The 24,241-nt window shown below is 47.5% G+C and carries 25 protein-coding genes and 2 tRNA genes; 12 read left to right on the top strand and 15 right to left on the bottom strand.

Features of this window, described 5'->3' with window-relative positions; translation table 11 throughout:
* Nucleotides 1-77: 77 nt before the first annotated feature.
* Nucleotides 78-692 carry a LysE/ArgO family amino acid transporter gene (locus FJM67_RS13210; RefSeq protein WP_140590005.1) on the bottom strand — a complete coding sequence of 205 codons (615 nt, stop codon included), beginning with the start codon at nucleotides 690-692 and terminating at the stop codon, nucleotides 78-80.
* Between the two features lie 107 nt (nucleotides 693-799).
* On the opposite strand from FJM67_RS13210, the gene FJM67_RS13205 reads away from it, so the two are divergent.
* Complete coding sequence (locus FJM67_RS13205) at nucleotides 800-1,699, top strand: LysR family transcriptional regulator ArgP (protein ID WP_140590004.1); 900 nt, start codon at nucleotides 800-802, stop codon at nucleotides 1,697-1,699.
* 3 nt (nucleotides 1,700-1,702) lie between these two features.
* Here FJM67_RS13205 and arsJ read toward each other — a convergent pair whose 3' ends face one another.
* From arsJ to FJM67_RS13180, 5 genes are all read right to left on the bottom strand, one after another.
* Nucleotides 1,703-2,923 (bottom strand): organoarsenical effux MFS transporter ArsJ, encoded by a 1,221-nt coding sequence (arsJ, locus tag FJM67_RS13200; RefSeq protein WP_140590002.1) that lies wholly within the window; start codon nucleotides 2,921-2,923, stop codon nucleotides 1,703-1,705.
* A gap of 260 nt (nucleotides 2,924-3,183) precedes the next feature.
* Nucleotides 3,184-4,200: an ArsJ-associated glyceraldehyde-3-phosphate dehydrogenase gene (locus FJM67_RS13195; RefSeq protein ID WP_140590001.1), complete on the bottom strand. Its 1,017-nt coding sequence runs from the start codon at nucleotides 4,198-4,200 to the stop codon at nucleotides 3,184-3,186.
* Between the two features lie 45 nt (nucleotides 4,201-4,245).
* The gene (locus tag FJM67_RS13190) at nucleotides 4,246-4,479 is read right to left on the bottom strand and encodes a thioredoxin family protein (RefSeq protein ID WP_140589999.1); all 234 of its coding nucleotides are present in this window, start codon (nucleotides 4,477-4,479) and stop codon (nucleotides 4,246-4,248) included.
* Nucleotides 4,480-4,487: 8 nt separating this feature from the next.
* Nucleotides 4,488-5,480 (bottom strand): permease, encoded by a 993-nt coding sequence (locus FJM67_RS13185; RefSeq protein WP_140589998.1) that lies wholly within the window; start codon nucleotides 5,478-5,480, stop codon nucleotides 4,488-4,490.
* A 29-nt stretch (nucleotides 5,481-5,509) separates the two neighbouring features.
* Nucleotides 5,510-5,860, bottom strand: a complete 351-nt coding sequence (locus FJM67_RS13180; protein WP_140589996.1) for a metalloregulator ArsR/SmtB family transcription factor — start codon at nucleotides 5,858-5,860, stop codon at nucleotides 5,510-5,512.
* 244 nt (nucleotides 5,861-6,104) lie between these two features.
* Here FJM67_RS13180 and FJM67_RS13175 point away from each other — a divergent pair.
* From FJM67_RS13175 to FJM67_RS13165, 3 genes are all read left to right on the top strand, one after another.
* Nucleotides 6,105-6,181: transfer RNA gene (locus tag FJM67_RS13175), tRNA-Asp, on the top strand.
* Nucleotides 6,182-6,218: 37 nt separating this feature from the next.
* A tRNA-Val gene (locus tag FJM67_RS13170) sits at nucleotides 6,219-6,294 on the top strand.
* A 284-nt stretch (nucleotides 6,295-6,578) separates the two neighbouring features.
* Nucleotides 6,579-7,409: a sulfurtransferase gene (locus tag FJM67_RS13165; RefSeq protein WP_140589994.1), complete on the top strand. Its 831-nt coding sequence runs from the start codon at nucleotides 6,579-6,581 to the stop codon at nucleotides 7,407-7,409.
* A gap of 116 nt (nucleotides 7,410-7,525) precedes the next feature.
* Here the strand turns inward: FJM67_RS13165 and FJM67_RS13160 are convergent, their stop codons facing one another.
* Genes FJM67_RS13160 through FJM67_RS13145 form a run of 4 tightly spaced genes read right to left on the bottom strand, consistent with a single transcriptional unit; the run spans nucleotide 7,526 to nucleotide 11,623 of the window.
* On the bottom strand, nucleotides 7,526-8,809 hold the full coding sequence (locus FJM67_RS13160; RefSeq protein WP_140589992.1) for a TRAP transporter large permease: 1,284 nt from the start codon (nucleotides 8,807-8,809) through the stop codon (nucleotides 7,526-7,528).
* Nucleotides 8,806-9,288: a TRAP transporter small permease gene (locus tag FJM67_RS13155; RefSeq protein ID WP_140589991.1), complete on the bottom strand. Its 483-nt coding sequence runs from the start codon at nucleotides 9,286-9,288 to the stop codon at nucleotides 8,806-8,808. Before FJM67_RS13155 ends, FJM67_RS13160 begins: the two co-directional genes overlap by 4 nt.
* 50 nt (nucleotides 9,289-9,338) lie before the next feature.
* The gene (locus tag FJM67_RS13150) at nucleotides 9,339-10,376 is read right to left on the bottom strand and encodes a TRAP transporter substrate-binding protein (protein WP_140589989.1); all 1,038 of its coding nucleotides are present in this window, start codon (nucleotides 10,374-10,376) and stop codon (nucleotides 9,339-9,341) included.
* 29 nt (nucleotides 10,377-10,405) lie between these two features.
* Nucleotides 10,406-11,623 (bottom strand): M20 aminoacylase family protein, encoded by a 1,218-nt coding sequence (locus tag FJM67_RS13145; protein ID WP_235890062.1) that lies wholly within the window; start codon nucleotides 11,621-11,623, stop codon nucleotides 10,406-10,408.
* A gap of 108 nt (nucleotides 11,624-11,731) precedes the next feature.
* On the opposite strand from FJM67_RS13145, the gene FJM67_RS13140 reads away from it, so the two are divergent.
* Nucleotides 11,732-12,688 (top strand): LysR family transcriptional regulator, encoded by a 957-nt coding sequence (locus FJM67_RS13140; RefSeq protein WP_140589987.1) that lies wholly within the window; start codon nucleotides 11,732-11,734, stop codon nucleotides 12,686-12,688.
* Between the two features lie 71 nt (nucleotides 12,689-12,759).
* Here FJM67_RS13140 and FJM67_RS13135 read toward each other — a convergent pair whose 3' ends face one another.
* A complete protein-coding gene (locus FJM67_RS13135) occupies nucleotides 12,760-13,680 on the bottom strand; it encodes a LysR family transcriptional regulator (RefSeq protein ID WP_235890061.1) in 921 nt (306 codons plus the stop codon).
* A gap of 110 nt (nucleotides 13,681-13,790) precedes the next feature.
* On the opposite strand from FJM67_RS13135, the gene FJM67_RS13130 reads away from it, so the two are divergent.
* From FJM67_RS13130 to FJM67_RS13105, 6 genes are all read left to right on the top strand, one after another.
* Nucleotides 13,791-14,777, top strand: coding sequence for a 2Fe-2S iron-sulfur cluster-binding protein (locus FJM67_RS13130; protein WP_140589985.1), 987 nt, complete (start codon nucleotides 13,791-13,793; stop codon nucleotides 14,775-14,777).
* An 84-nt stretch (nucleotides 14,778-14,861) separates the two neighbouring features.
* Entirely contained in the window at nucleotides 14,862-16,118 is a 1,257-nt protein-coding gene (locus FJM67_RS13125; RefSeq protein ID WP_140589983.1) for an aromatic ring-hydroxylating dioxygenase subunit alpha, read from the top strand.
* Nucleotides 16,119-16,120: 2 nt separating this feature from the next.
* Nucleotides 16,121-16,591, top strand: coding sequence for an aromatic-ring-hydroxylating dioxygenase subunit beta (locus FJM67_RS13120; RefSeq protein ID WP_140589982.1), 471 nt, complete (start codon nucleotides 16,121-16,123; stop codon nucleotides 16,589-16,591).
* Nucleotides 16,592-16,634: 43 nt separating this feature from the next.
* Entirely contained in the window at nucleotides 16,635-16,952 is a 318-nt protein-coding gene (locus FJM67_RS13115; protein ID WP_140589980.1) for a non-heme iron oxygenase ferredoxin subunit, read from the top strand.
* Nucleotides 16,953-17,250: 298 nt separating this feature from the next.
* Nucleotides 17,251-18,810 carry a methyl-accepting chemotaxis protein gene (locus tag FJM67_RS13110; protein WP_140589978.1) on the top strand — a complete coding sequence of 520 codons (1,560 nt, stop codon included), beginning with the start codon at nucleotides 17,251-17,253 and terminating at the stop codon, nucleotides 18,808-18,810.
* 1 nt (nucleotide 18,811) lies between these two features.
* On the top strand, nucleotides 18,812-20,836 hold the full coding sequence (locus tag FJM67_RS13105) for an EAL domain-containing protein (protein WP_140589976.1): 2,025 nt from the start codon (nucleotides 18,812-18,814) through the stop codon (nucleotides 20,834-20,836).
* A gap of 85 nt (nucleotides 20,837-20,921) precedes the next feature.
* On the opposite strand, the gene FJM67_RS13100 is transcribed toward FJM67_RS13105, so the two are convergent.
* Both FJM67_RS13100 and FJM67_RS17995 read right to left on the bottom strand, forming a co-directional pair.
* On the bottom strand, nucleotides 20,922-21,863 hold the full coding sequence (locus tag FJM67_RS13100; RefSeq protein ID WP_181161504.1) for a GGDEF domain-containing response regulator: 942 nt from the start codon (nucleotides 21,861-21,863) through the stop codon (nucleotides 20,922-20,924).
* Between the two features lie 225 nt (nucleotides 21,864-22,088).
* Nucleotides 22,089-22,223: a TOBE domain-containing protein gene (locus tag FJM67_RS17995; RefSeq protein WP_407943626.1), complete on the bottom strand. Its 135-nt coding sequence runs from the start codon at nucleotides 22,221-22,223 to the stop codon at nucleotides 22,089-22,091.
* Here FJM67_RS17995 and FJM67_RS13090 point away from each other — a divergent pair.
* Nucleotides 22,222-22,791: an EAL domain-containing protein gene (locus FJM67_RS13090; RefSeq protein ID WP_140589972.1), complete on the top strand. Its 570-nt coding sequence runs from the start codon at nucleotides 22,222-22,224 to the stop codon at nucleotides 22,789-22,791. The two genes, FJM67_RS17995 and FJM67_RS13090, sit on opposite strands and share 2 nt — an antisense overlap.
* 85 nt (nucleotides 22,792-22,876) lie before the next feature.
* Here the strand turns inward: FJM67_RS13090 and FJM67_RS13085 are convergent, their stop codons facing one another.
* Together FJM67_RS13085 and FJM67_RS13080 are read right to left on the bottom strand one after the other, a co-directional pair.
* Nucleotides 22,877-23,818 carry a GGDEF domain-containing response regulator gene (locus FJM67_RS13085; RefSeq protein ID WP_181161504.1) on the bottom strand — a complete coding sequence of 314 codons (942 nt, stop codon included), beginning with the start codon at nucleotides 23,816-23,818 and terminating at the stop codon, nucleotides 22,877-22,879.
* Nucleotides 23,819-24,043: 225 nt separating this feature from the next.
* The coding region (locus tag FJM67_RS13080; protein ID WP_181161503.1) for a TOBE domain-containing protein at nucleotides 24,044-24,241 on the bottom strand (198 nt) is incomplete at its 5' end.

The following is a 24,241-nucleotide window of genomic DNA, read 5'->3' as shown; positions in this document are numbered from 1 at the left end:
AACTGGTCTAAGTAATTGAATCAAGAGCATTTGTGCCCCCATGTGACCAAGAGTTCATAAGCGTGTGTTAAAACAAATTAAAGTTGGCTCGTTAGCATTACAACGCTCAGCCCCAACATGATCACCGCAATAACCCCATCCAACACCCGCCAAGCATTTGGGTTATTAAAGATTGGTCGTAGCAGGCGAGCACCGTAGCCTAAGCAGACAAACCATACAATACTGGCAAGACAGGCTCCTAAGCCAAACGCGGTGCGCCCATCGCCGCTGTAGTGGGTGGATAAACTGCCTAATAGCACCATGGTATCTAGGTAAACATGGGGGTTTAAAAAGGTAAATGCCAAACAGGTCAAGACCGCCTTACGCAGGCTAGAGGTAGAGTTCTCGCTTGCCTCCAACACTTCGGTACCCCGCCATGCCCGTTTCGCAGCCGATACCCCGTACCACCCCAAAAATAGGGCGCCACCATACTGAAAGAAGGCTAATAGACTGGGGAGTTGTTGAATTAAAGCGCCCATTCCCGCAACACCTAGAGAGATCAAAAGAATGTCGCTAAGGGATGTAATCAGCACCAACACGCCAACGTGTTGTCGTAATAGACCTTGGCGTAACACGAAGGCATTCTGAGAGCCGATGGCAATGATTAAACCGGCTCCAGTGGTGAAACCGGCGAACAGGGCGGAGAGAGACATAAGTATCCTTGCTGATAATGAATGGGTGTATTTTGCTTACGACTGCAAATTAAGTAAAATTAACTATTCTTTATCAGATTAAGAAAATCTAATTATTGGAGCCATGCATGAGTCTATTGCACCCGCAGCTAGCAGCTTTTGCGGCAGTCATTGAAGAGCAAAGTTTTGATGGTGCTGCAAGGCGTCTATCCGTTACCCCATCAGCGATTTCGCAGCGGGTGAAAGCCTTGGAAGATCGCCTTGGTCAAGTGCTGATTGTGCGTCAACTGCCGTGCCGACCAACCGCAGCGGGACAGAAGTTACTCTGCAAAGTGAAGCCGATGTTGGCGTTGGAGGCGGAAGCTTTTGCTGACTTTGATCCTTCTGCCAGGGAGGCAACTCCACCTCGCTTAACGATTGCGGTAAACGACGATTCTTTGGAAACTTGGTTATTGCCCGCGCTAGCACAGCTACATCAGGACTACGGCTACCTGTTCGATATTGTCGTGGATGACCAAGATCACTCGTTAAACTTGCTACGGGATGGATTAGTGGTCGGGGCCGTCACCTCGGAAGCTCGGGTCATGCAGGGTTGCAATATCCATCTTTTAGGAACCATGCGTTATCAGGCCATTGCGTCGCCTGAATTTCAGCAACGCTATTTTGCGGAGGGGCTTAATGAGCAATCTTTAACTCGCGCCCCCATGTTGGTATTTAGTCGTAAAGATGAGCTACAAAACCGCTTTATTCAGCAAGTTGTAGGTAAATCCTTGCTGCCCCCCATCCATTACCTGCCTACATCAAAAGGGTTTGTTGAGGCGGCAACTCTAGGGATGGGGTGGTGCATGGTGCCAGAAAGCATGATTCAGCCCCTTTCGCCGACTCCGCATTTAGTCATGTTGCATCCCAGTATCACCGTTGATGTGCCCCTGTATTGGCAGCATGCTAGCGTGCAATCCGACACTTTCAATCGCTTGACGAGCGTTTTGCGGCAGGTTGCAAGCAGATCGCTACGTCAAGCTTCCTAGCTATCAGATGGTCGCTTTATGTTTTGGCAACCAACAAGAAATCAGGGCGGTGATGGCAATAAATCCACTGGATACCCACAAGCAGGTCACTAAACCAAATTCCTGATAGAGCCAACCGGATAGCACTGTGCCGATTAGTCGTCCCATGGCATTGGCCATGTAGTAGAAACCAACATCGAGAGAAACCCCATCTTTCCCCGCGTAGCTGACAATCAAGTAGCTATGTAGGGATGAATTCACCGCAAATAGCGCTCCAAATGCCAGCAAACCCACAATGAGAGCGGCTTGACTGTGCCAGTCATTGGCAATCGCCACAGCAATCAGCATTGGCGTCACCCCTAAAGCCAGTGCCCACCCCAGAGCGTGACGACCATCCGGCAAAGTGCCACGACGTTTACCGGTTAGGTGTGGGGCGATGCTTTGGATGATACCGTAACCAATTATCCAAAGGGCTAAAAAGCCACCCACATACCAATGATCCCAGCCAAACGAGTGGGCTAGGTATACTGGGAGAGCGACAACAAACCAGACATCTCGAGCTCCAAATAAAAACAAGCGAGCCGCTGATAAGGTGTTAACTGCAGGGCTTTTAGAAAAAATATCGGTGAATTTTGGTTTCTTTTTCGCTTTCCCCAAGTCTTGTTTCAAAGTGAGCAAGCTCATTATCCAGACCAAGGTTAACGCCGCCGCCATGGCGAGAATCGCTCCTTTGAAACCTAATAGGCTGAGCAAAGCCCCACCGAGGAAGAAACCAACCCCCTTGAGTGCATTCTTGGAGCCGGTTAAGACGGCAACCCATTTATAAAGCTGTCCACCGCTGTCATCTGGCACTAAGGTCTTAATCGCGCTTTTGGCGCTCATTTTGTTTAGATCCTTCGCCATGCCGGAAAGGGCTTGTGCAGCCATCACCCAAGGGACAAGCAGCCACTCCGCAGGCACCAGTAACATGCTTAATGCAATGATCTGCATAAATAAGCCAATGTTCATGGTCTTGTTGAGGCCAATTTTTGCCCCAAGCCAGCCACCGATGAGATTGGTGATCACACCAAAAACCTCGTAAAAAATGAACAGCATGGCAATATTGAGTGGGCTATAACCCAAACCATAAAAGTACAGTACCACCAGCATCCGCAGAGCCCCGTCGGTGAGGGTAAAGGCCCAATAGTTGCCAGTGACGATGAGGTATTGACGGATTTGCGGGGAGAGTCGTGCCAAGGTGTTCATAGCAGTTGGTAATTCCAAAATTTGAAAAGTTCGGCTCTTCTCGCTTATGACAGCACCGCCCGACGCACATCCATGTGCGAGACGGGCTAGCCGCCCGTCCTGGGCTCTGTGCTTGTCATAAGTCGATTCCGAGCCGAACACCGATCATGACCAAGTCGAAACAAGGTCGAAACAAGCAAGTCGAAACGAGATTGATCCAACGGGTTATTAAATCAACAGATTAATTAATCAATGGATCAGCTAATCATTCGCTCACCATATTAGGCAGTCGTTTGATCCAAACTCCCCACCATCCGCATTAGCTCAGCGGTACGGTTGGCATACCCCCACTCGTTATCGTACCAAACATACAGTTTCACCTGAGTGCCATTGACCACCATAGTAGAAAGGGCATCAACCACACTGGAGCGTGGGTCCGTTTTGTAATCGATAGAAACGAGAGGGCGTTCTTCAAAGCCTAAAATACCTTTGAGTTGATTATCGGCAGCGTTTTTAAGCAGGCTATTTACTTCTTCAGGCGTCGTTGGGCGTTCCACTTCAAATACGCAGTCCGTTAAGGAAGCATTTGCCAGAGGAACGCGCACCGCATGACCATTTAACTTGCCTTTTAGTTCAGGAAAGATATGCGTAATAGCCGTTGCAGAGCCAGTGGTGGTGGGGATCAAGCTCATGCCGCAGGCGCGTGCTCGGCGTAAATCCTTGTGTGGTGCATCCAAAATAGTTTGTGTGTTAGTAATATCGTGAATGGTCGTCATGGAGCCATGCTTGATGCCAAGCTGCTCGTGAATTACTTTCACCACTGGAGCGAGGCAGTTCGTCGTACAAGACGCAGCAGTTACAATCGGGTGCTGGCTAGGATCGTACAAGTCATGGTTCACCCCCATTACCACATTCAACACACCCTCTTCTTTAACTGGCGCGGTAACAACCACTCGCTTTACACCTTGATCTAGGTAGGCTTGCAGCAGGGCTTTGGATTTCATCACACCGCTAGCTTCGATGACCACATCACAGCCAGACCAATCGGTTTCTGCGATGGATTTATTGCGGCTGCAAGGAATGCGTTGGCCGTTTAACACCATCACATCGCCTTCGGCGCTGGCTTCGTGGTGCCAACGGCCATGAACCGAGTCAAAGGTGATCAAATGGGCGAGGGTGGCAGCGTCCCCGGCAGGGTCGTTGATTTGTACAAACTCTACGTCTTCCCAGTCAAACGCGGCACGAAAAGATAAACGTCCCATGCGGCCAAAGCCGTTTATACCAACCTTAATCGTCATTGTTGCTCTCGTTAATTATGCTTTAGAAAATAAATTTGGCTTAATTCAGGCCAACCAAGCCTTGATTTGCTCCGCCTTAGGCATAGAGCCGGAATGAACCACTTCATCATCAATTACCACTGCAGGGGTGCTCATCACACCGTAAGCCATGATGACCTGCACATCCGTTTCCTTCATAACAGTGACATCCGCCCCAAGTTCAGCGGCAAACTTTTCGATCATTTCTGCGGTTTTCATACATTTAGAGCAGCCACTGCCCAGTACTTTAATCTGTTTCATGGTACACCTCACAAATAGGGGGAAAGACTGTTGAAAATCCAGCCAACTAAGGTAAACGCCACCAGCAACATGCCAAATACGGTTGCTAGCAAACGCCACTGCATTACTTGTTTTAATAGGATAAACTCGGGGAAACTGGCGGCGACGGTGCTCATACAAAACGCAAGCGTTGTACCGATCGGTAAACCATTCACAATTAGGCTTTCCATGACGGGAATGACACCGGTCGCATTTGAATAAAGCGGAATGGCGAGCAATACGGCAGCCGGAACCGACCACCATTGACCATCTCCTAAATGCTGTTCGATCCAGCCATCTGGCACAAAGCCATGCAGAGCCGCTCCCAAACCGACACCAATGATGACCCACTTCCACACACGGCCAAATATTTCTAATGTTTCGTCCTTGGCGAAGTCATGGCGCTCAGCAAAACTCATGGATGTTGATCCTGCACCTGAATAAGTTGGCTGGTTTTGTTGTCCTTGCTGCAGGGCCTTCGCTGCGAAATCTTGCAACCAGCGCTCGGCTCTAATGGCATCAAGAAAAGCACCGCCAATTATTCCTACTGACATGCCGACAACGATGTAAAGTAGGGTGAATTTCCAACCGAGTAGGCTCATCAGTAGCAAAACCGCTACTTCATTAATTAAGGGGGAAGTCAGCAGAAATGACATAGTGATGCCAACAGGAATACCAGCAGAGGTAAAACCAAGAAAGACCGGGATACTGGAGCAGGAGCAAAACGGTGTGACCGAGCCAAAGCCTGCTCCCAGCATATAACCAACTGCGCGATTTTTACCGGCAAGGTAACTTCGTACCCGCTCTACATTGAGTGACGCACGCAGCAGAGCGATGGCGTATATCATCACCACCAATAAGACATATATCTTACTGACGTCTTCAATAAAGAAATGTACCGCGTCGCCTAGCTTAGAAGATGGAGACAAGCCAAGCAGGTCGAATGCCAACCAGTCTGCAAGTTGAGTAAAGATTTCAAACATCCATTGCCCCTTTAAATAGTAGAACTGTTCTAAGAGCAGCAGGACTGCGTGCGCTTAGGTCGATCTTCCCCCATTTGTGTTAGTTGGCATTGATTTTTCGCAATAAAAGTAGACTCACCGGCTAGGGTCGTCTGCAGGACTTCCAGAGCCCAGGTCGGTAAAGTCGGGGCGAGTCGATAAAACACCCATTGTCCTTGACGACGGTCGGATAGGATTCCGCACTGGCGTAACTGGGCTAAATGCCGGGAAATTTTGGGTTGGCTTTCCTTCAATGCCGCCATTAGCTCACAAACACAGAGTTCCCCCTCTGCCTGGATCAAAAGTAAGCAGCGTAGTCGCGTATCATCGGCGAGGCATTTGTAAAACTGAATAGGATTCATCTTGCTACCAGCATGTCATATGAAACTGACAGTTAGTATATGGAAAAACATATATATGGAAAGTTAAATATTTCTTACGGAAGCACGTCATTCTGCTAAGGTGACGGAAGATTGGCGCTGTATAGAATCTAACCAACTGAAATAAAAGCATAATTTTTTTTGCAAAAAGTATTGCCAAAGGAAATTCTCTACCTATAATACACACCATCTTTTGACGAGGCAGCTTCGCCGAGTTAGGAAAATTGGAGCGGTAGTTCAGTTGGTTAGAATACCTGCCTGTCACGCAGGGGGTCGCGGGTTCGAGTCCCGTCCGTTCCGCCACTTTCTTATCCCTTAGAAAGTGATCCATCTCTAAGATGGGTGTGTAGCTCAGTTGGGAGAGCGTCGCCCTTACAAGGCGAATGTCGGGAGTTCGAACCTCTCCACACCCACCATCTTTTTGTCAGTGTTTCATCAGATTTAGAAATCCCTCAAAGCCAGTTATAGCAAGCCTTCCAGCGTTTTGCGAACTTTTTTGTTATTCCCTATTTTACTTCTGTAAAAGTCAACCCCCAAGCCCTTGTTACGCCCGTTTTGGCCTTTGTGACCAGATTGTGACCAAATCAGCTTGTCGATTGTAAATCGATTCGGGTTATTCGACGGTTGTTCCAATAGCTGCATCTGTTCTCTAAACATGGCATTCTAGCGCTGGTAATGACTTAGACGGGGGAGAATGTGCATGAAAGACCCAATGGTGAGTGTAGCTTGGTTAGCAGAGCATTTAGATCAGGTAGATGTATTGGATGCCAGCTATTTGTTTCCTGCCGATTCGGAGCAGGTGCAAGCAGATTTCTTGAAAGAACACATAGCGACGGCCCGTTTGTTTGAGATCGATGTGGTTTGTGATCAGAACAGTGACTTGCCCCACATGTTGCCGAATGAATCGGTATTTGCAGAGGCAATGGCTGCCCAGGGCATAGAGGGTAACCGGCCGGTGGTGGTATACGACCGCAGTGTTAATCATTTTAGTGCACCGCGAGTGTGGTATACCTTGCGCGCATTTGGGTTAAAAGACTGCTACGTATTGGATGGCGGGCTTCGGGCCTGGATTCAGGCAGGTAACCCATTAGAAAGTGGGGAACCCAAGTATGCGCCTGTATCGACTCGGTCATGGCGCTTTGATCCTAGCGGTGTGATTTCGGGAGAAGCCCTAGCACAACGCTTAAAGCAGGGAGCGGAGGTTATTCTCGATGCCCGTGCGTTAAATCGTTTTAATGGCGAAGTGGCCGAGCCACGCCCCGGTCTGCAAGCTGGACATATGCCAAATGCGCGGTGTATCCCCTTCAATACCTTGACTGATGAAGCTGGCTATTTCCTGAGTCCTGAGCGATTAGAAGCCCTGTTCAATATGGTGAATAAGGAAATATCCCCTATCGTTACCTGTGGGTCTGGCATGACGGCCTGTGTATTAGCGTTAGGGCTTGCTCGAATTGGCGTGACGGCACGACTGTACGATGGCTCTTGGGTCGAATGGGGCCAAGGTAAACTCGGTGAAATTCATACTGCCTAGACCACAAGTTTGAGACATCTCTATGGTTATCGTAAAGGGATGCAGCAGTTAATACAAAGTCACCCCTTTCCCGATAAATTCAGCCCTTTATCGGGAAAGGGAAATTAAGGGAATGGTTAAGACACCAAGTACAGTGACAGTGCCGGGAACAAAATCAATAACAAGAGACGAATCAGGTCAACGCCAATAAAGGGGATGAGCCCTTTAAAGATGGACTTAAAGGAGATGTCTTGTAAGGTAGATTTAATGACGAACACGTTCATGCCGATGGGGGGGGGTATCAGAGCGATCTCTGTCACCACGACCACAAGAATACCAAACCAGATGAGGTCAATGTCGTTCGAAACCACGATCGGTGTGAAGAGCGGTACACAGATCAGGATGATCGCCAATGAGTCCATGACACAGCCCAGCAATAAAAATACCGCTAAAATAGTAAACAGCAAGCCATAACCACTCAGTCCCGACTCCGTCACCATTTCTAGCAAACCTTCCCCCAACCCCGAAAAGGATATCAGTTTGGCAAACAGCATGGAGCCAAATAGAACGCTGTAGAGCATGACTGAGGTGAACGATGATTCAAGGAAGATATGCTTGAAGCTTTGGAAAGTCATACGCCCCTGAACGATGGCAATAATAAGTGCAAATCCCGCTCCCATACCAGCGGCTTCTGTCGCGGTAAAGAGTTTGCTGTAAATCCCGCCAATGATCAAAGCGAACAGGAGGAAAAATGGCCAAACCCCTTTTAAGGATTGTACCTTTTCGAGGGTAGTAGACTTGCTGCCACGGGGTGCGGAATTAGGAGAAAAGACGGCAATCAAATAAATAGCCACCATATAGAGCGCGAGCCCGAGTAAGCCCGGAATCACCCCCGCCACGAACAAGTCGCCAATATTGGATTGGGTTAAAATGCCGTAAATCATCAAGATAATGGAGGGCGGAATCAGGATGCCAAGTGTGCCTCCGGCAGCGATACAGGCTGATGACATGGAGTCCGAGTAGCCATATTTTTTCATACTTGGGTAGGCGACTTTTGACATTGTGGCGGCTGTTGCTAGGCTGGAACCGCAAACGGCACTGAACCCGGCACAGGTCACCATCGTTGACAGTGCCAATCCCCCCCGGATGCTGCCAAGAAAGGCATTCGCAGCACGAAACAAATCCGCTGAGATTCCTGTTCTAGACAGTACATTCCCCATCAAAATGAATAGTGGAACAACCGCTAACTCGTAGGAGAACACGGCATCCGAAATGGTCATGGAGATCATGCTAAAGGCTGTGTCACTACCGAATTCCCAAGAAATACCGCCAACAGACACACCAAGTAACGCGAAGGCAAGGGGGACGCGAAGGACGGCTAGCAAAAGTACCAGTCCCAAACAGATTAGACCCAACGTCATAGTGATTCCTCCCTTGAAAGCGTTGCCTTAGTGGCCGGCAGAATCGCCATGACCGAACTGATAAAGCAGCTGACACTAATAAAGCTGTACATATAGCTGCGTGGGATCAGCAGTTCTTGACTGACCTCTTGAATATCAATCGCATCTAACATGGCGATATAGAACTGATAGCTCACGAGAAGTAGCAATGCGCTGACACCAAAGTTAATTAAAACATGCCACCAGCGCAGCGACGGCACCATTAAGAAATGATCAAGAAGATCGACGCTCAAATGCCCGCGAGCCGACGTCAGCAGCGGCAGGCCGCAAAAAACGATGATCGCCATCAGATGTTCCGTCAGGTCATGTCCGCCATAGATGGGGGTACCGAAAAGTCGTCGCCCTAGCACATCGGCAAACGTTAGAAGTACCATCATCAACAACGACAGGATGAGAAGTACCTCAATGCCGGATTTGATTTTTTGAAAAACAGGAATCATAACAACACCTCTTATCGCACCGGGTCTAGCAAAAGACCCGGTGACTTTTATTATCGTTTGGCGTGTGCGTTATAGCTGGCGCGGTAGAAATTAAATACGTTCATCGGGTCTTCCATCTGGAAGGATGGACCATCATTAACCCAAGAGGTGAGTAAGTTCTGTTGGATGGTCTGTACACGGTCAACCAGTGCTTGGTCTGGTTGTGGAAAATCATGGCCTAAGTCTTTCAGGTGAGACTGAGCAAAGTCGTTTTGAGCTTGAAATACACCACCCCAGAGACGGGCAAATGTTTCGCCGGACACCGATTCGATCGCAGCTTTATCTTGCTCAGACAATTTGTTCCATTTCTTCTCATTCATGGCGAGGAAGAATGCTCCGTCATAGAGACCCTGAGGAATTTTAGTGTGATGATTCAAGACATCCGTTAGGCGGAAACTCACCACGGATTCGATTGGATTCATGGATCCGTCGATTACGCCACCATCAATTAACTCATAGGTTTTCGTTGCTGGCGCGGCTACTGGAATGGCGCCCATTTCTTCTAGAATGACCTTCTGGATTGGGCCACCCATGCGGATTTTCTGGTTTTTAAGTTGATCCAGGGAAGTGACGCTCACGCTACCGTGATTTATCACACCGGGGCCGAGGGTGCCCACGCCGAGCAGTTTGACCCCTTTGTAAGCATCGTTATGAATTAAATATTCATTGTAGGTCTGCCACAGGGCAACCGACGAAGCTTGAACATCCTCACCATTTAGTGGGAACTCGGCAAACCAGATGGACTTAAAGCGTTCTGGCTCGTAAGTAAAGTTCCCCCAAGTCACATCGGCGATGCCTTTGCGCGCCAATTCCCAATGTTGTGGTGGGCTACCAACTGGTTTCGGTAACATCCGAATTTTTATCCGTCCATTGGTTGCCAGCTCAACGTTGTCGGCCCACACATTTAAGATATTGGTAGTGACAAAGTGGGTGGGTGGAACCCAATTAGACATGGTAAAGGTCGTTGCTGAAGCGTAAACGCTGACCGCGCCCACGGCTATCGATACAGACCATTTAGCCGTAGTGCGTACAAGATTAGTGTGTTTCATGGTGGGTTCCTCAACGGTTCTTATTAGTATTAGTTATTTTGGTGATCACTCAAGAATTTCAGGGCCAAACTGACCCAAAGTTTTGCCCCAAGGGGCAGATTTTCATCATTGAAATCGTAATGGGGGTTGTGCACGCTACAGGGGCCGAGATGACGTCCTTCGGCGTGACCATTGTCACCATTGCCAATCATGATGTAGCAACCGGGGACTTGCTGGAGCATGTATGCAAAGTCTTCGCTGCCACTGATGGGTTGGCCATCGTCATCGACGTTGTCAAAGCCAAACACCTCTTGTGCCACTTCCACTAGGGCTGCCGTCGGTTGTTCGGCATTGACGAGTACTGGGTAGCCGTTTTCATATTGCAGGTCTACTTGGCAATCGAAGGCCAGCGCTTGGTGCTGGATAAGATCGGTTAGCCGTTGTTTTAGCGTATTGCGTGCGCTGGGTTGCAGCGCCCGAACACTCAACTCTAATTCACAGCATTCCGGAATAATGTTGTAGCTCTCACCTGAATGAAGACGTCCAACGCTGACCACACCGGTGTGAAATGGATCAAGATTTCGACTAATAATGGTTTGCAAACCCAATAATATCGAAGCGGCGACCACGGTCGGATCTGTCGCAAGGTGGGGCATGGCACCGTGGCCACCTTTGCCTTGAATACGAACCTTCACCTTGTCCGAGGAGCACATAAATGGGCCACTGCGCACGAAGCAGTGGCCTACTGGGGTGCCGGGCATGTTGTGTAAACCAAAAATAGCATCACAGGGAAAGCGATCGAATAAGCCGTCTTCGATCATGCGTTGTGCGCCACCACCACCGCCAACTTCTTCAGCCGGCTGGAAAATCAAATTCAAGGTGCCGTTAAGCGGACACTCTAGAGCGTCGCGGTATTTGGCGAGCACATCAGCGGCCCCTAACAAAATCGCCGTGTGACCATCGTGACCACAGGCGTGCATGCGGCCAGGATACTGACTTGCCCAAGGTAAGCCAGTGGCTTCCGTGATGGGGAGCGCATCCATATCGGCCCTAATACCAAGCTTAGGCCCAGTGCCATCGCCAAAGGTCAATTGACCCACCACGCCGGTACCACCGATGCCCTTGGTGACGGTAAAGCCCCAACCGACCAACAACTCAGCAACCAACATACTGGTTTTGAATTCTTCAAATCCCAACTCTGGATGCTGATGAATGTCGTGGCGTAGCGTTTTCATCAGGTCTATATCGGGTGAAAAAGGTGCTTTCATATGACACTCCTAACAGGCGTTTATTTAGTTTTACGCTTGACAGGGGAATATAAAAAGACAATAAAAATGCTTAGGTGATCGAATTTTGTTGTCTCTAAAGGAGGTTCTATGAAAATCCATCAGATCAAAACCTTTGTACAACTGGCGGAAAGCGGCTCTATCCGCGCTGCCGCGAGGGATATGCATATTAGTCAAAGTGCATTGACCCGAAACGTGAAAGAACTGGAAGAAGAGGTTGGTGCTGAGTTGGTCAACCGCAGTTACCGGGGGATTGAATTTACACCATCGGGGTTAGCGATGTTGAGTCGCGCACGGAATATTTTAGCCAATATTGACCGTGCGAAAGACGAGATTCAACAAATCCAAGGGGGAGCTGGCGCTAAGGTGACAGTGGGTTTGACTCCGGTACTAACCAGCTCATTGTTGGCACCGGTGTACGCGTCTTTTAGTCATGCTTTGCCAAAGGCTCAACTGACGTTCAATGAAGGATTGTTAACCGAAATAGTCCCTAAGCTGATTGAAGGCAGTTTGGACTTTGGGGTTGCCATTGCTGCGGCTAGTGATCTTCCGACTGAATTAACGTTCGAGCCCCTATGTCAGGTGAAAATCATGCCGGCCATGCGACTCGAACACCCAGCTGCAGGATTGACCGATTGGGAGTCGTTATTGAAGCAAGACTGGATCCTGAATCAGTCGCTCGGTAGTTCATCCAATGTGTTTTTACAGTGGTTGGAAGAGGTAGGGTTACCGGCTCCGCGACGGATTATTCAATGCACTTCACCATTCCTTATGCTGGAAATGATTCGTCGTACGGACTTAATCGGTTTGGGCCCAGCCCGACTCTTTGCCGACCCTATGACAGGTATAGGCATTGAAAACGTGTCTCCAGATCGGTCATTACCAAAGGCCACTTTAGGCATTATTCGAGTAAGGGGGCTAGCCTTAACTCCGGCAGCGGATCGTTTGGAAGCTATGATCAAAAAGGCCATTACCACCGGTGATGGGGAGGAACTAGAGACGGGAATGCCCTGTTTGCCAAAGAGCAAGGGCGTGAATAGGGCGTGACCCCGCTGTGCAACGCGTTACTTTTGTCACTAACCTAGAGCCAGCCGTGCTAAATACCCAGCGGGTGCTGGCTATTCTGAAAACAAATCAAAGATCACATTGCGTAACCAGACATTGCCGGAGTCTTGATGGTAACGGCGATGCCAAAAGAGATTGATTTGTAGGGAAGGCATTTGCGCTGGGTGAGGTTTGATAATCAGCCCGAAATTAGCGGCGGTTTGTAGAGCCAGCTTCTCGATTACCGTGGCCACTAAATCGGTTTTGGCGATGATGTAGGGGGCTGATGCAAAATGAGCAAGCCGTAATTTGCACTGTTTGGTAATGCCGTTTTTTGCTAACTCCTTTTCTACGTTGCAATGGCCGGTGCCCTGCGCTTCGATAATGATGTGTTCAAACTCGCTGAAATGATTCAGGTCAATGGTTTCACCGGCTAACGGATGGCCTTTGCGCATCAAGCAGACATAGCTCTGGTCAAATAATCGACGTTGGTAAAACCCCGCCTCCAATTGAGGTAACAAGCCGACCGCCAAATCTACAATGCCGGATTCCAAATCGTCTTTTAGAGTTTGATCCGGCTCTCGTACCGTGGTGATGGATACATGCGGCGCATGGACGGCCAAATGTGCCATCAATTTTGGCAAAAAATAAATTTCCCCAAGGTCAGTCATGCCGATAGAGAACGTCCGGTCACTGGTGATTGGATCAAAACGCTCTTGGTAATTCAGCCCGTCTTGCAAGGTGGTCAGGGCATAGCCAACGGATTCGGCGATATTGTCGGCGAAGGGGGTGGGGCGCATACCCCGTGCCGTGCGTTCAAAAAGTTCATCGTTCAAGGCTATTCGCAAGCGTGCTAGGGCATTGCTGACCGCCGGTTGGGTTAACCCCAGTTGTTCTGCCACGCGGCCGGTTTTTCGTTCGCGATACATTAATTGAAAGACAATTAGCAAATTTAAATCGATATCTTTTAAGCGAATCATGGTTTTAGATCTCACGATTGTGAATACCTATTATCATAGATATTTTATTTCTGAATAACAAAGTCCTGCTTATAGTTTCCCTCACGCAACTTCGCACATAAATTAAACAATAAGTGAGGGCACCGGTGGACATTCTTATTCACCCCATCAATCAAACCGTTCGGGCAATACCCGGCAAAACACTGCTGGAAACGCTATTAGACAATACGGTTCCCATTTCCCACAGCTGTTTATCGGGACGTTGTGGTACCTGCCGATGCAAAGTCGTGGACGGAAAAGTGACGGGGCCATCGGCCGCTGAAGGTCGTTTAGCGCAACATGGACAGTATGTTCTGGCGTGTCAAAGCTATGTGGAAACAGATTGCGTCATCGAGATCCCTGAAGTCGATGAAATCGTGACGCACCCCACGAAAACTCTTAAAGCTGAAGTAGTGGCATTCGATTCACTAGCTCACGACGTGCGTCGTTTGCGCTTAAAGCCGAAAAAGCCACTATCCTACTCCCCTGGCCAATTTGCCAATCTGACTTTTTGGGCAGAAGACGGCACGCGCTCATACTCCATGGCCGGTGTGATGGAGGACGAATCATTGGAATTCCATATTCGTATCGTTCCCGATGGGCGTGTCACGTCGTTACTGGATAACGCCATCAAAGTAGGGGATAGCATCAAACTTAATGGACCATTGGGAGCATCCTATCTACGCCGAAACAATGCCGACCCCATGCTGTGTGTGGCCACCGGCACCGGTCTTGCGCCTATTCTGTCTATTTTGCGGGGGGCGCTAGAAACACAGATGCCCAATCCGATCCACCTCATATATGGCGCCAGAACGGAGCGCGATCTCTATGGGGTAGAGGCGTTGCAGCAACTGCAAAAGCAGTATGCGCACTTCCAATACACCATCACTCTCGATCATGTGCCAGAGCAGGGCAATTATTTCCACGGTTTGGTTACACAAGCCATCGGTGAGTATTTCTCTGACTTAACAGGCTGGCGCATTTATCTCGCTGGCGCGCCAGCCATGGTAGAAGCCGCTTCCTTAGCGTGCACCAAGCGCGGAGCCAATATCGATCATATCTACGCGGATGCGTTCTACCCAAGCGGGGTATAGCGCTCAGAATAAGTCCTTTTGGCGGCCAGATCGCTCCTAGGGGCTCTTGAAAATAACCAAAATAACGATAACAAGGGGTTAATTATGAACCAAGAAAATCGTATCCCAATGACGCCTGTTTGGGGGCATGAAGATAACAGTCGTATTCCTTATTGGGCGTATACCCAAGAGGAAGTCTATAAAAAAGAGCTGGAAAAGTTCTTTTATGAAAAGCATTGGTGCTACGTGGGATTAGAAGCGGAAATTCCTGAGCCCGGCGACTTCAAACGTACTGCTATCGGTGAGCGTTCGGTCATCATGGTACGAGGAGAAGAGGGGGAGATCTATGTGGTGGAAAACCGCTGTGCCCATCGAGGGATGCGTTTTTGTCGTGAAAAACACGGCAAGACGAAAAGTTTTACCTGTCCTTATCACCAGTGGAATTACACCCTAGAAGGAGAGTTACAAGGCGTACCATTTCGTCGAGGCGTGAAGCAGGATGGGCAAGTGCGTGGCGGTATGCCAAAAGACTTCAAACCGTCTGAACATGGTTTAAATAAATTGCGTGTCGCCGAACGCGGTGGCGTGGTGTTTGCGAGTTTTGATCATGAGATCGAGTCCCTAGAAGACTTCTTGGGACCCACTATATTGAAGTACTTTGACCGCATGTTTAATGGTCGCAAGTTGAAAATTCTTGGCTACAACAAACAGCGTATTCCTGGTAACTGGAAGTTGATGCAAGAAAACATCAAGGATCCATACCATGCCGGTTTGCTGCACACTTGGTTCGTGACCTTTGGCCTGTGGCGTGCAGACAATCGCTCCGAATTACGGATGGATGACCATTTTCGCCATGCGGCCATGGTTTCCACCCGTGGTGATGGCAGTAAAAACGCCGATACGACGAATATTTCCAGTTTCAAAGAATCCATGAAGTTGCATGATCCAAGCTTTTTAGACATCGAAGACGAAGACTGGTGGGGTGGTCCAACAGCGGTGATGATGACTCTCTTCCCCAATTTGGTGTTACAGCAGAACGTCAATAGTGTGACCACCCGCCATATCCAGCCGACAGGCATTGATTCGTTCGATTTTGTGTGGACGCATTTTGGCTTTGACGACGATACCCCGGAGATGACTGAGCGTCGCTTACGTCAAGCGAATCTGTTTGGCCCGGCAGGATTTGTATCGGCTGATGACGGTGAAGTGATTGAGTTTTCCCATGAAGGTATCGAGCAAAACGATAGAGAGCAGGCTTTGGCTGTACTTGGTGGACGTACCGTAGAAGAAGCGGATCACATGGTGTCTGAAGCTTGTATTCGAGGAATGTATGACTACTGGCGCAAGGTAATGGGAGTATAACAATGAACGCTGAAAACTATCTAAAACTCGTACAATTCTACCAAGACTACGCCGCGGCCGTAGACCAAGAAGATTGGGATGCTTGGTTAAATATGTTCACGGATGACGCAAAATACAAAGTCCAATCCCGTGAAAATTATGACCGTGATTTACCCATGGCTGTTCTCAACATGTACAGCAAAAACATGCTCAAAGACCGTGTTTACGGCATGACAGAGACCATCTTTCATGAACCCTACCATCAGTGTCATGTAGTAGCCTCCCCCCGAGTGATAAGTGCTAGCGGTGGTGAGATTGAAGCTCAAGCGAACTACTCCGTGTTTCGCACCAAAACCGATGGCATTGCCGAAGTGTATAACGTGGGACGCTATATCGACCGCATTCAAGTGACGGATCAGGGATTTAAACTGGCGTCACGTTTATGCGTCTTTGATAACGAAATGGTCCTAAATTCCATGATCTACCCAATTTAACATTGGGTTACTTGGCAACAACGAAAAAATCGTGAGGTAAACGATGACAAACTGGATCAAGCTCATTGCCGTTGATGACGTGCCAGAGGACGACGTAATCGGTGTCATGGCAGAAGGGCATAACATCGCTGTCTATAAATACGAGGGGGAAGTCTATGCCACGGCCAACCTATGTACTCATGGGCAAGCATTACTTAGTGACGGCTTTTTGGAAGATGGGGAAATTGAATGCCCCCTACACCAAGGACGTTTTTGTATAAAAACCGGCAAAGCCATGTGCGATCCCCTTACACGTGACGTAGCGACTTACCCATTGCAAATCGATGATGAAGGAACGATACTCGTCGCCTTGCCGGTTTAGGCCGAGTTAGTCTGCACAGCTTGAAGAATCCCGTTTTCCTCTTCAACATGATCTTCCCGCTGTGTAGGCTGATCCTAGCCTGCACCAGTCTATCGTTACTACTCTTACAAAAGTTTGCGTTCTACCCTCTTTTTACTAATCTTTAGCTTGTCCTAATACAAAACTCCAACAAAAAAAATGATCTAAATCTAAGATGGTGTATTTATAATCTCGTTTTATGTTTCTAAATTAATTTTTTCTTAAGAAATAACCAAGAAGCATACAGCCACTGACACACTACTGAGAGATATGGTTAGGGATGAAAAAGAATTACCCAGTAACAAATACAGAGAAACGTTTTCCAGAAGGCGTGCTACTAGTATCCACGACTGACTTAAAAGGCAGGATTACTGGGTGTAACCAAGCCTTCATGGATATCAGTGGTTTTAGCAACGAAGAACTGTTGGGTCAGTCGCACAACCTAGTTCGTCATCCAGACATGCCGCCCCAGGCATTTGCGAATATGTGGAGCACTTTAAAGGCTGGCAAGTCATGGATGGGGCTAGTAAAGAACCGATGTAAAAATGGTGATTTTTACTGGGTTGATGCTTATGTCATGCCGATCTACGAGCGTGGCGAAGTCGTTGGTTATGAATCTGTCCGATCTTGTCCGAGTCGCAAAGATGTTGCTAGAGCTAACCAAATATACAAGCGGATGAATACCCCGACTTTGTTAGACAGGTTACCGCACTGGACTAAAAATAAGTGGCTTTGGGCTAGTGTAGGGCTACTCACTTTGGCTGTGCTCTTCTTTGGTTTTGGCAATGTTTCTTGGGAGCTATCAGCACTTATTGCTGTTTCGGGCCTGTTGTTGATGTCAATCTATGAACGTCAACAGACAATGCAAGCATTACAAGATCGGCTTGGGGAAAAAGCATTCCGAGATCCGACTATAGCGCAAACTTATTCAGATCTAGGTGGCAAAGCAGGGGAGCTCTCGTTAGGAATAAAATCCCTGCATAGCCGGATGATAACTGTCTTAACCCGTATTGAAGAGTCAAGCTCTGAAGTTGCTCGACTAATGAGTGCTGGCTATCAGGCTGTTGAGGATGGTAAGCGAAAACTCACAGCACAAAACAATCAAACAGATCTGGTCGCTACGGCGATGACAGAAATGTCATCGACAACCGAGGATGTTTCTCGTGACGTTGCTCAAACAGCGGAATTTACTCAGGTCGGTGCAGGCCTAACCAACGAGGTGGCTAAGTTAGCGACGCAAGTGAAGCTGGCGATAAATAGTTTGAATCGGCAAGTTAAGTCCATCGAATATGCCGTATCCGATGTTCAACAGCTTACCGAGAGCATTTCCAACGCAACGCAATCAATCGATCAAATCGCTGAGCAGACAAACTTGTTAGCACTTAATGCAGCAATAGAAGCGGCACGAGCCGGTGAGTTTGGTCGTGGCTTCGCTGTAGTTGCGGAAGAAGTTCGAAACTTGGCGACCAAAACCCAGGATTTGACCCATGACATTAATAAGCAAATCAATGGGCTTCATCAAAGCGTTGATCACTCGGCTCAGTTGGCAAACCAAGGCGGTACAGCATCTACCCAAAGCCTTGAGTTGGTAGAGCAACAGGATGAGTTAATTCAACAGCTGTCTAGCCGCATGAATGATATTTCTGAGCGAGTTTTACAGGTATCCGCAACATCCCGTGAGCAGGCCCATGTACTCGAGCAATCCAGCAGTCAAGTTGTTGGTATCGCTCAAATTTCCCACGAAAACAGTGAACTGATGGAGCACTTGGGCGATGCAATGCGTCAATCCAAGCAATCATCCTCATCACTCTATGAGTTAGTGCAGCGTTTCAGGAGGTAACATGGGTAATGGAGAAAGCCTTTATCACACTCTACTAAACGCGGCAGCGGATGGCATCATCATAATTAACCACCAAGGTATCGTTCAGTCTTTCTCTCCTGCGGCTGAGAGGCTGTTTGGGTATGCCGCTGAGGAAGTCATTAACCGCAATGTGTCTATGTTAATGCCGGTTCCAGTGGCGATGCAGCATGATAGCTACTTAGATAAGCATCTTACCCACGGCAATACTTCCATAATAGGTAGTGGGCGGGAAGTCGTAGCGAAACGAAAAGACGGTAGCTTGTTTGATATGCATTTGTCTGTCGGTCGAGCGGACAAGCCTAACGGTACACCATCATTTGTTGGTATTTGTCATGATTTAACCGAGTACAAGCAAGCGTTAAAACAGCTTCACCAGAGCGATATTCGTTACCAGCGCCTGTTCGATAGCAAGGGGCTCTATATTCTAAGAATGACTTTGGATGGGGACATCCTACTTGCTAACAGTACCTTTGAAGCGCTTTACGTTGACTCCGGCGTTGCTCGTAGCACTCAGTTTGTCGAGTGTCTTTTTGCAAGTAGTAGAACGGAGTTTCGTAATCGACTCAGGATGCTTCGCCAAGGAGGTGGTAACGAGTTCAAGCTGACTTTGACCTTACAGATCGGTGCAAAAAAATGCGAAGTGGAGTGGTGGCTGCGTCAAGTGAGTGATGATTCCGATTCCGTGGTTCAAGCCGTCGGCATTGATGTATCGGAAAAGGTCTTGGCCGCAAACGAGGCTTTTTTCTTAAAGTATTTCGATACGACTACCAAGCTACCTAATTTAGATTTTGTGCGACGTCAATTCCCAACTTTAGGGGCTGATGTCGGAACCGATTCACATGTTTTTGTGCAATTTGAACTGTCAAATTTCAAGCGTATGCTTAAGTTAGAAGGGAATTTTGCGGTATCAGAGAAGTTGCGCCTCATAACAGATGTTTTTGATCGTAATCCCAACGTGGAGATAGCCAGTAGAATCTCTGAGAGTGTGTTCTTGGTGGTTTATCGAACAAATGGTCAGGCTGATTTCCATCAATGTGTGGATATTTGTTTTCAGAATCTCCAGTCGATTGTAAGTAAGCCAACGGTTATAGGGTCTGAGATCCGTGCTGGGTGTGCTGCTCATAACCCCGGAGACTCATTTGATATGACCTATCAGCGTTCTGAAATGGCTTTGATGTTTGCGATACAAAGACAATCTCAACTTGTGCTGTATAGTGATGAGATTCAAGCAGAGTATGAACGCACTAAAAAAATTGAAAAAGGTTTTCTCACAGCACTCAAGGTCGGGGCCATCGATGTTTACATGCAGCCAAAAATAAATCTAAACAGTGGCAAAGTGGCGGGTTATGAAGCGCTGATGAGGTGGCAGGACAGCGAAATGGGCTTTGTTTCGCCTCTTGAAATTATCAAGGTTGTCCATGATTTAGATTTAGTCGTAGAACTAGACAAATACATAGTTAGCAAAGTTTTGGATACTATCAAAGGGCATCAGGCTTTATTTACTGAGCAGTCGCCGGTATCAATAAACATCTCTGCAATGAGTTTTGTACGTCGAGATGTGATCGAGCACCTGATAATGGGACTTCAGGTCAGAGGGTTATCGTCAGATATTGTTGAAGTAGAAGTCACAGAGGATGCGGTTTTGTCTATTGATACAGTAGTAAAGCAAAACGCGTCATTGCTCCACGCTCATCGGATTAAGATTTGCTTAGATGATTTTGGTACAGGTTATTCTGCACTCAGTTATCTTGGAAAATTGCCCCTCGACAATTTGAAAATCGACAGGGCGTTTGTAAACGAGATTAAAACAAAGCGTGGTCGGGTTATGCTTGAAGCAATCATTTCGGTCGCTAAATCACTTGATCTTACTGTGACTGCTGAAGGTGTAGAGGACTTAGAGCAGCGAGATCTACTTGCAAGCTTGGGGTGTGATTACGCTCAGGGCTATCTTTTCGCAAAAGCATTACCAGTGGCGGAGTTAGCGCAATTCATCAATGAGCGTTAATTACGTTTTTTACAAAGTTCCGAAGATGTTCTTGGGCTGACTAATGCCGTTCACAACCTACGGGAGTCAGCCAAGATCCCTGATTTCACCAAAACTGACAAATTACTTGGTTCCTGCCTTGGGTTTTCGCTTCGTACAGTTGTTCGTCGGCTGTTTTGAGCATTTCATCTAAAGAAAGGGTCGCTAGGTTTGCGTGGGAGAAGGAGCTGACACCCATACTGGTGGTTAGTGAGAAGTGGCTGATATCGCCAGTTTGTGTTTCATTGCAGTTAAACTGCAACCCGGCAATAGTCATTCTAATTCGCTCAAAAATCTCCATTGCTGAGTTTTGAAAACTACTAAAGGCAATGACGAACTCATCGCCACCATAGCGCCCTACTAAATCATATTCTCGTAAACTTTGCTTGATGGAATCAGCAACGCTTTTCAGTACTTCATCTCCTTTGAAGTGCCCGTAGCTATCGTTGATGTGTTTGAAAAAATCCACGTCACACATAGCTACATGCAGATTCATATTCAACCGATGTGCACGTTTTACCTCTTGGGATAGCAAGTCGAGGAGGGCGCGTCGATTGTGTAGACCTGTTAAGCTATCGTGGGTTGCTTGGTATTGAAGTATTTCCTTAGTCTCATGGAGTTGGCGATGTAGTGAGATCGTTCGTTTGCCAACGTTGATTCTTGCCTCCAACTCTGGAGCATTGAAAGGTTTGCATATATAGTCATCGGCACCATCCTCGAGCCCCTTCACCACATCGGTGGAATCATTTCGACCTGTTATTAGAATGATGTAAGGAGGGACGGCATGGGCATGATTCTTTATTTTGCAAGCAAGATCATGGCCGTTGATTTCAGGCATATCCCAATCCAGCAAGAGAACACAAGGCTCGTCGAGTTTGATGTAAGCTTCCCATGCTTCTCGGCCATTAGTGACGGGGATTGTTTGAAAACCGATATTACTAACGATAGCGTCGAGCAGTAGTCGAGTCGTCAGGTCATCTTCCGCTATGATTACTTTCATTTTGTCCATATCAACATCCATTCTGTAGAATTATATAACGACCATTACGAATTGGTCCGATAAACTGATTTTTGTCGTGAGTTTCAGATCTAGTAACATGACATAAAAGTGCGATTCAACCTTGCCCTAAGAGCAGCGGAGTAAGGATACTTAAGCTTGAGTTAATGTTAGCTCATGGCTAAATATCGTTCGTAAAGATTTGTCGGTGATATGTAATAAATGATGGCTGAATGGCTAACGCACCACGGCAACCGATTTGATTTGCGCCCATACCTTGTTGCCAACTTGTAGGTTAAGTTGGTTAGCTGATCGGCTGGTAAGTCTAGCGACGAGTTGATCTGATCCACAAGCAAGGTGGACCAGCACCATGGCTGGGTCAGTGTCCGGCTCGATACAGGTAATGCAGCTGTCGAGTCGGTTGGAGATGCTATTTACTGAGCAGTCGCCGGTATCAATAAACATCTCTGCAATGAGTTTTGTACGTCGAGATGTGATCGAGCACCTGATAATGGGACTTCAGGTCAGAGGGTTATCGTCAGATATTGTTGAAGTAGAAGTCACAGAGGATGCGGTTTTGTCTATTGATACAGTAGTAAAGCAAAACGCGTCATTGCTCCACGCTCATCGGATTAAGATTTGCTTAGATGATTTTGGTACAGGTTATTCTGCACTCAGTTATCTTGGAAAATTGCCCCTCGACAATTTGAAAATCGACAGGGCGTTTGTAAACGAGATTAAAACAAAGCGTGGTCGGGTTATGCTTGAAGCAATCATTTCGGTCGCTAAATCACTTGATCTTACTGTGACTGCTGAAGGTGTAGAGGACTTAGAGCAGCGAGATCTACTTGCAAGCTTGGGGTGTGATTACGCTCAGGGCTATCTTTTCGCAAAAGCATTACCAGTGGCGGAGTTAGCGCAATTCATCAATGAGCGTTAATTACGTTTTTTACAAAGTTCCGAAGATGTTCTTGGGCTGACTAATGCCGTTCACAACCTACGGGAGTCAGCCAAGATCCCTGATTTCACCAAAACTGACAAATTACTTGGTTCCTGCCTTGGGTTTTCGCTTCGTACAGTTGTTCGTCGGCTGTTTTGAGCATTTCATCTAAAGAAAGGGTCGCTAGGTTTGCGTGGGAGAAGGAGCTGACACCCATACTGGTGGTTAGTGAGAAGTGGCTGATATCGCCAGTTTGTGTTTCATTGCAGTTAAACTGCAACCCGGCAATAGTCATTCTAATTCGCTCAAAAATCTCCATTGCTGAGTTTTGAAAACTACTAAAGGCAATGACGAACTCATCGCCACCATAGCGCCCTACTAAATCATATTCTCGTAAACTTTGCTTGATGGAATCAGCAACGCTTTTCAGTACTTCATCTCCTTTGAAGTGCCCGTAGCTATCGTTGATGTGTTTGAAAAAATCCACGTCACACATAGCTACATGCAGATTCATATTCAACCGATGTGCACGTTTTACCTCTTGGGATAGCAAGTCGAGGAGGGCGCGTCGATTGTGTAGACCTGTTAAGCTATCGTGGGTTGCTTGGTATTGAAGTATTTCCTTAGTCTCATGGAGTTGGCGATGTAGTGAGATCGTTCGTTTGCCAACGTTGATTCTTGCCTCCAACTCTGGAGCATTGAAAGGTTTGCATATATAGTCATCGGCACCATCCTCGAGCCCCTTCACCACATCGGTGGAATCATTTCGACCTGTTATTAGAATGATGTAAGGAGGGACGGCATGGGCATGATTCTTTATTTTGCAAGCAAGATCATGGCCGTTGATTTCAGGCATATCCCAATCCAGCAAGAGAACACAAGGCTCGTCGAGTTTGATGTAAGCTTCCCATGCTTCTCGGCCATTAGTGACGGGGATTGTTTGAAAACCGATATTACTAACGATAGCGTCGAGCAGTAGTCGAGTCGTCAGGTCATCTTCCGCTATGATTACTTTCATTTTGTCCATATCAACATCCATTCTGTAGAATTATATAACGACCATTACGAATTGGTCCGATAAACTGATTTTTGTCGTGAGTTTCAGATCTAGTAACATGACATAAAAGTGCGATTCAACCTTGCCCTAAGAGCAGCGGAGTAAGGATACTTAAGCTTGAGTTAATGTTAGCTCATGGCTAAATATCGTTCGTAAAGATTTGTCGGTGATATGTAATAAATGATGGCTGAATGGCTAACGCACCACGGCAACCGATTTGATTTGCGCCCATACCTTGTTGCCAACTTGTAGGTTAAGTTGGTTAGCTGATCGGCTGGTAAGTCTAGCGACGAGTTGATCTGATCCACAAGCAAGGTGGACCAGCACCATGGCTGGGTCAGTGTCCGGCTCGATACAGGTAATGCAGCTGTCGAGTCGGTTGGAGATGCTAGT

This window comes from Maribrevibacterium harenarium (assembly GCF_006385675.1).
GTDB classification, from domain to species: Bacteria; Pseudomonadota; Gammaproteobacteria; order Pseudomonadales; family Marinomonadaceae; genus Marinomonas; species Marinomonas harenarium.
Note: the sequence above shows the minus strand (reverse complement) of the source record. Positions and strands in the feature narration are given on the sequence as shown.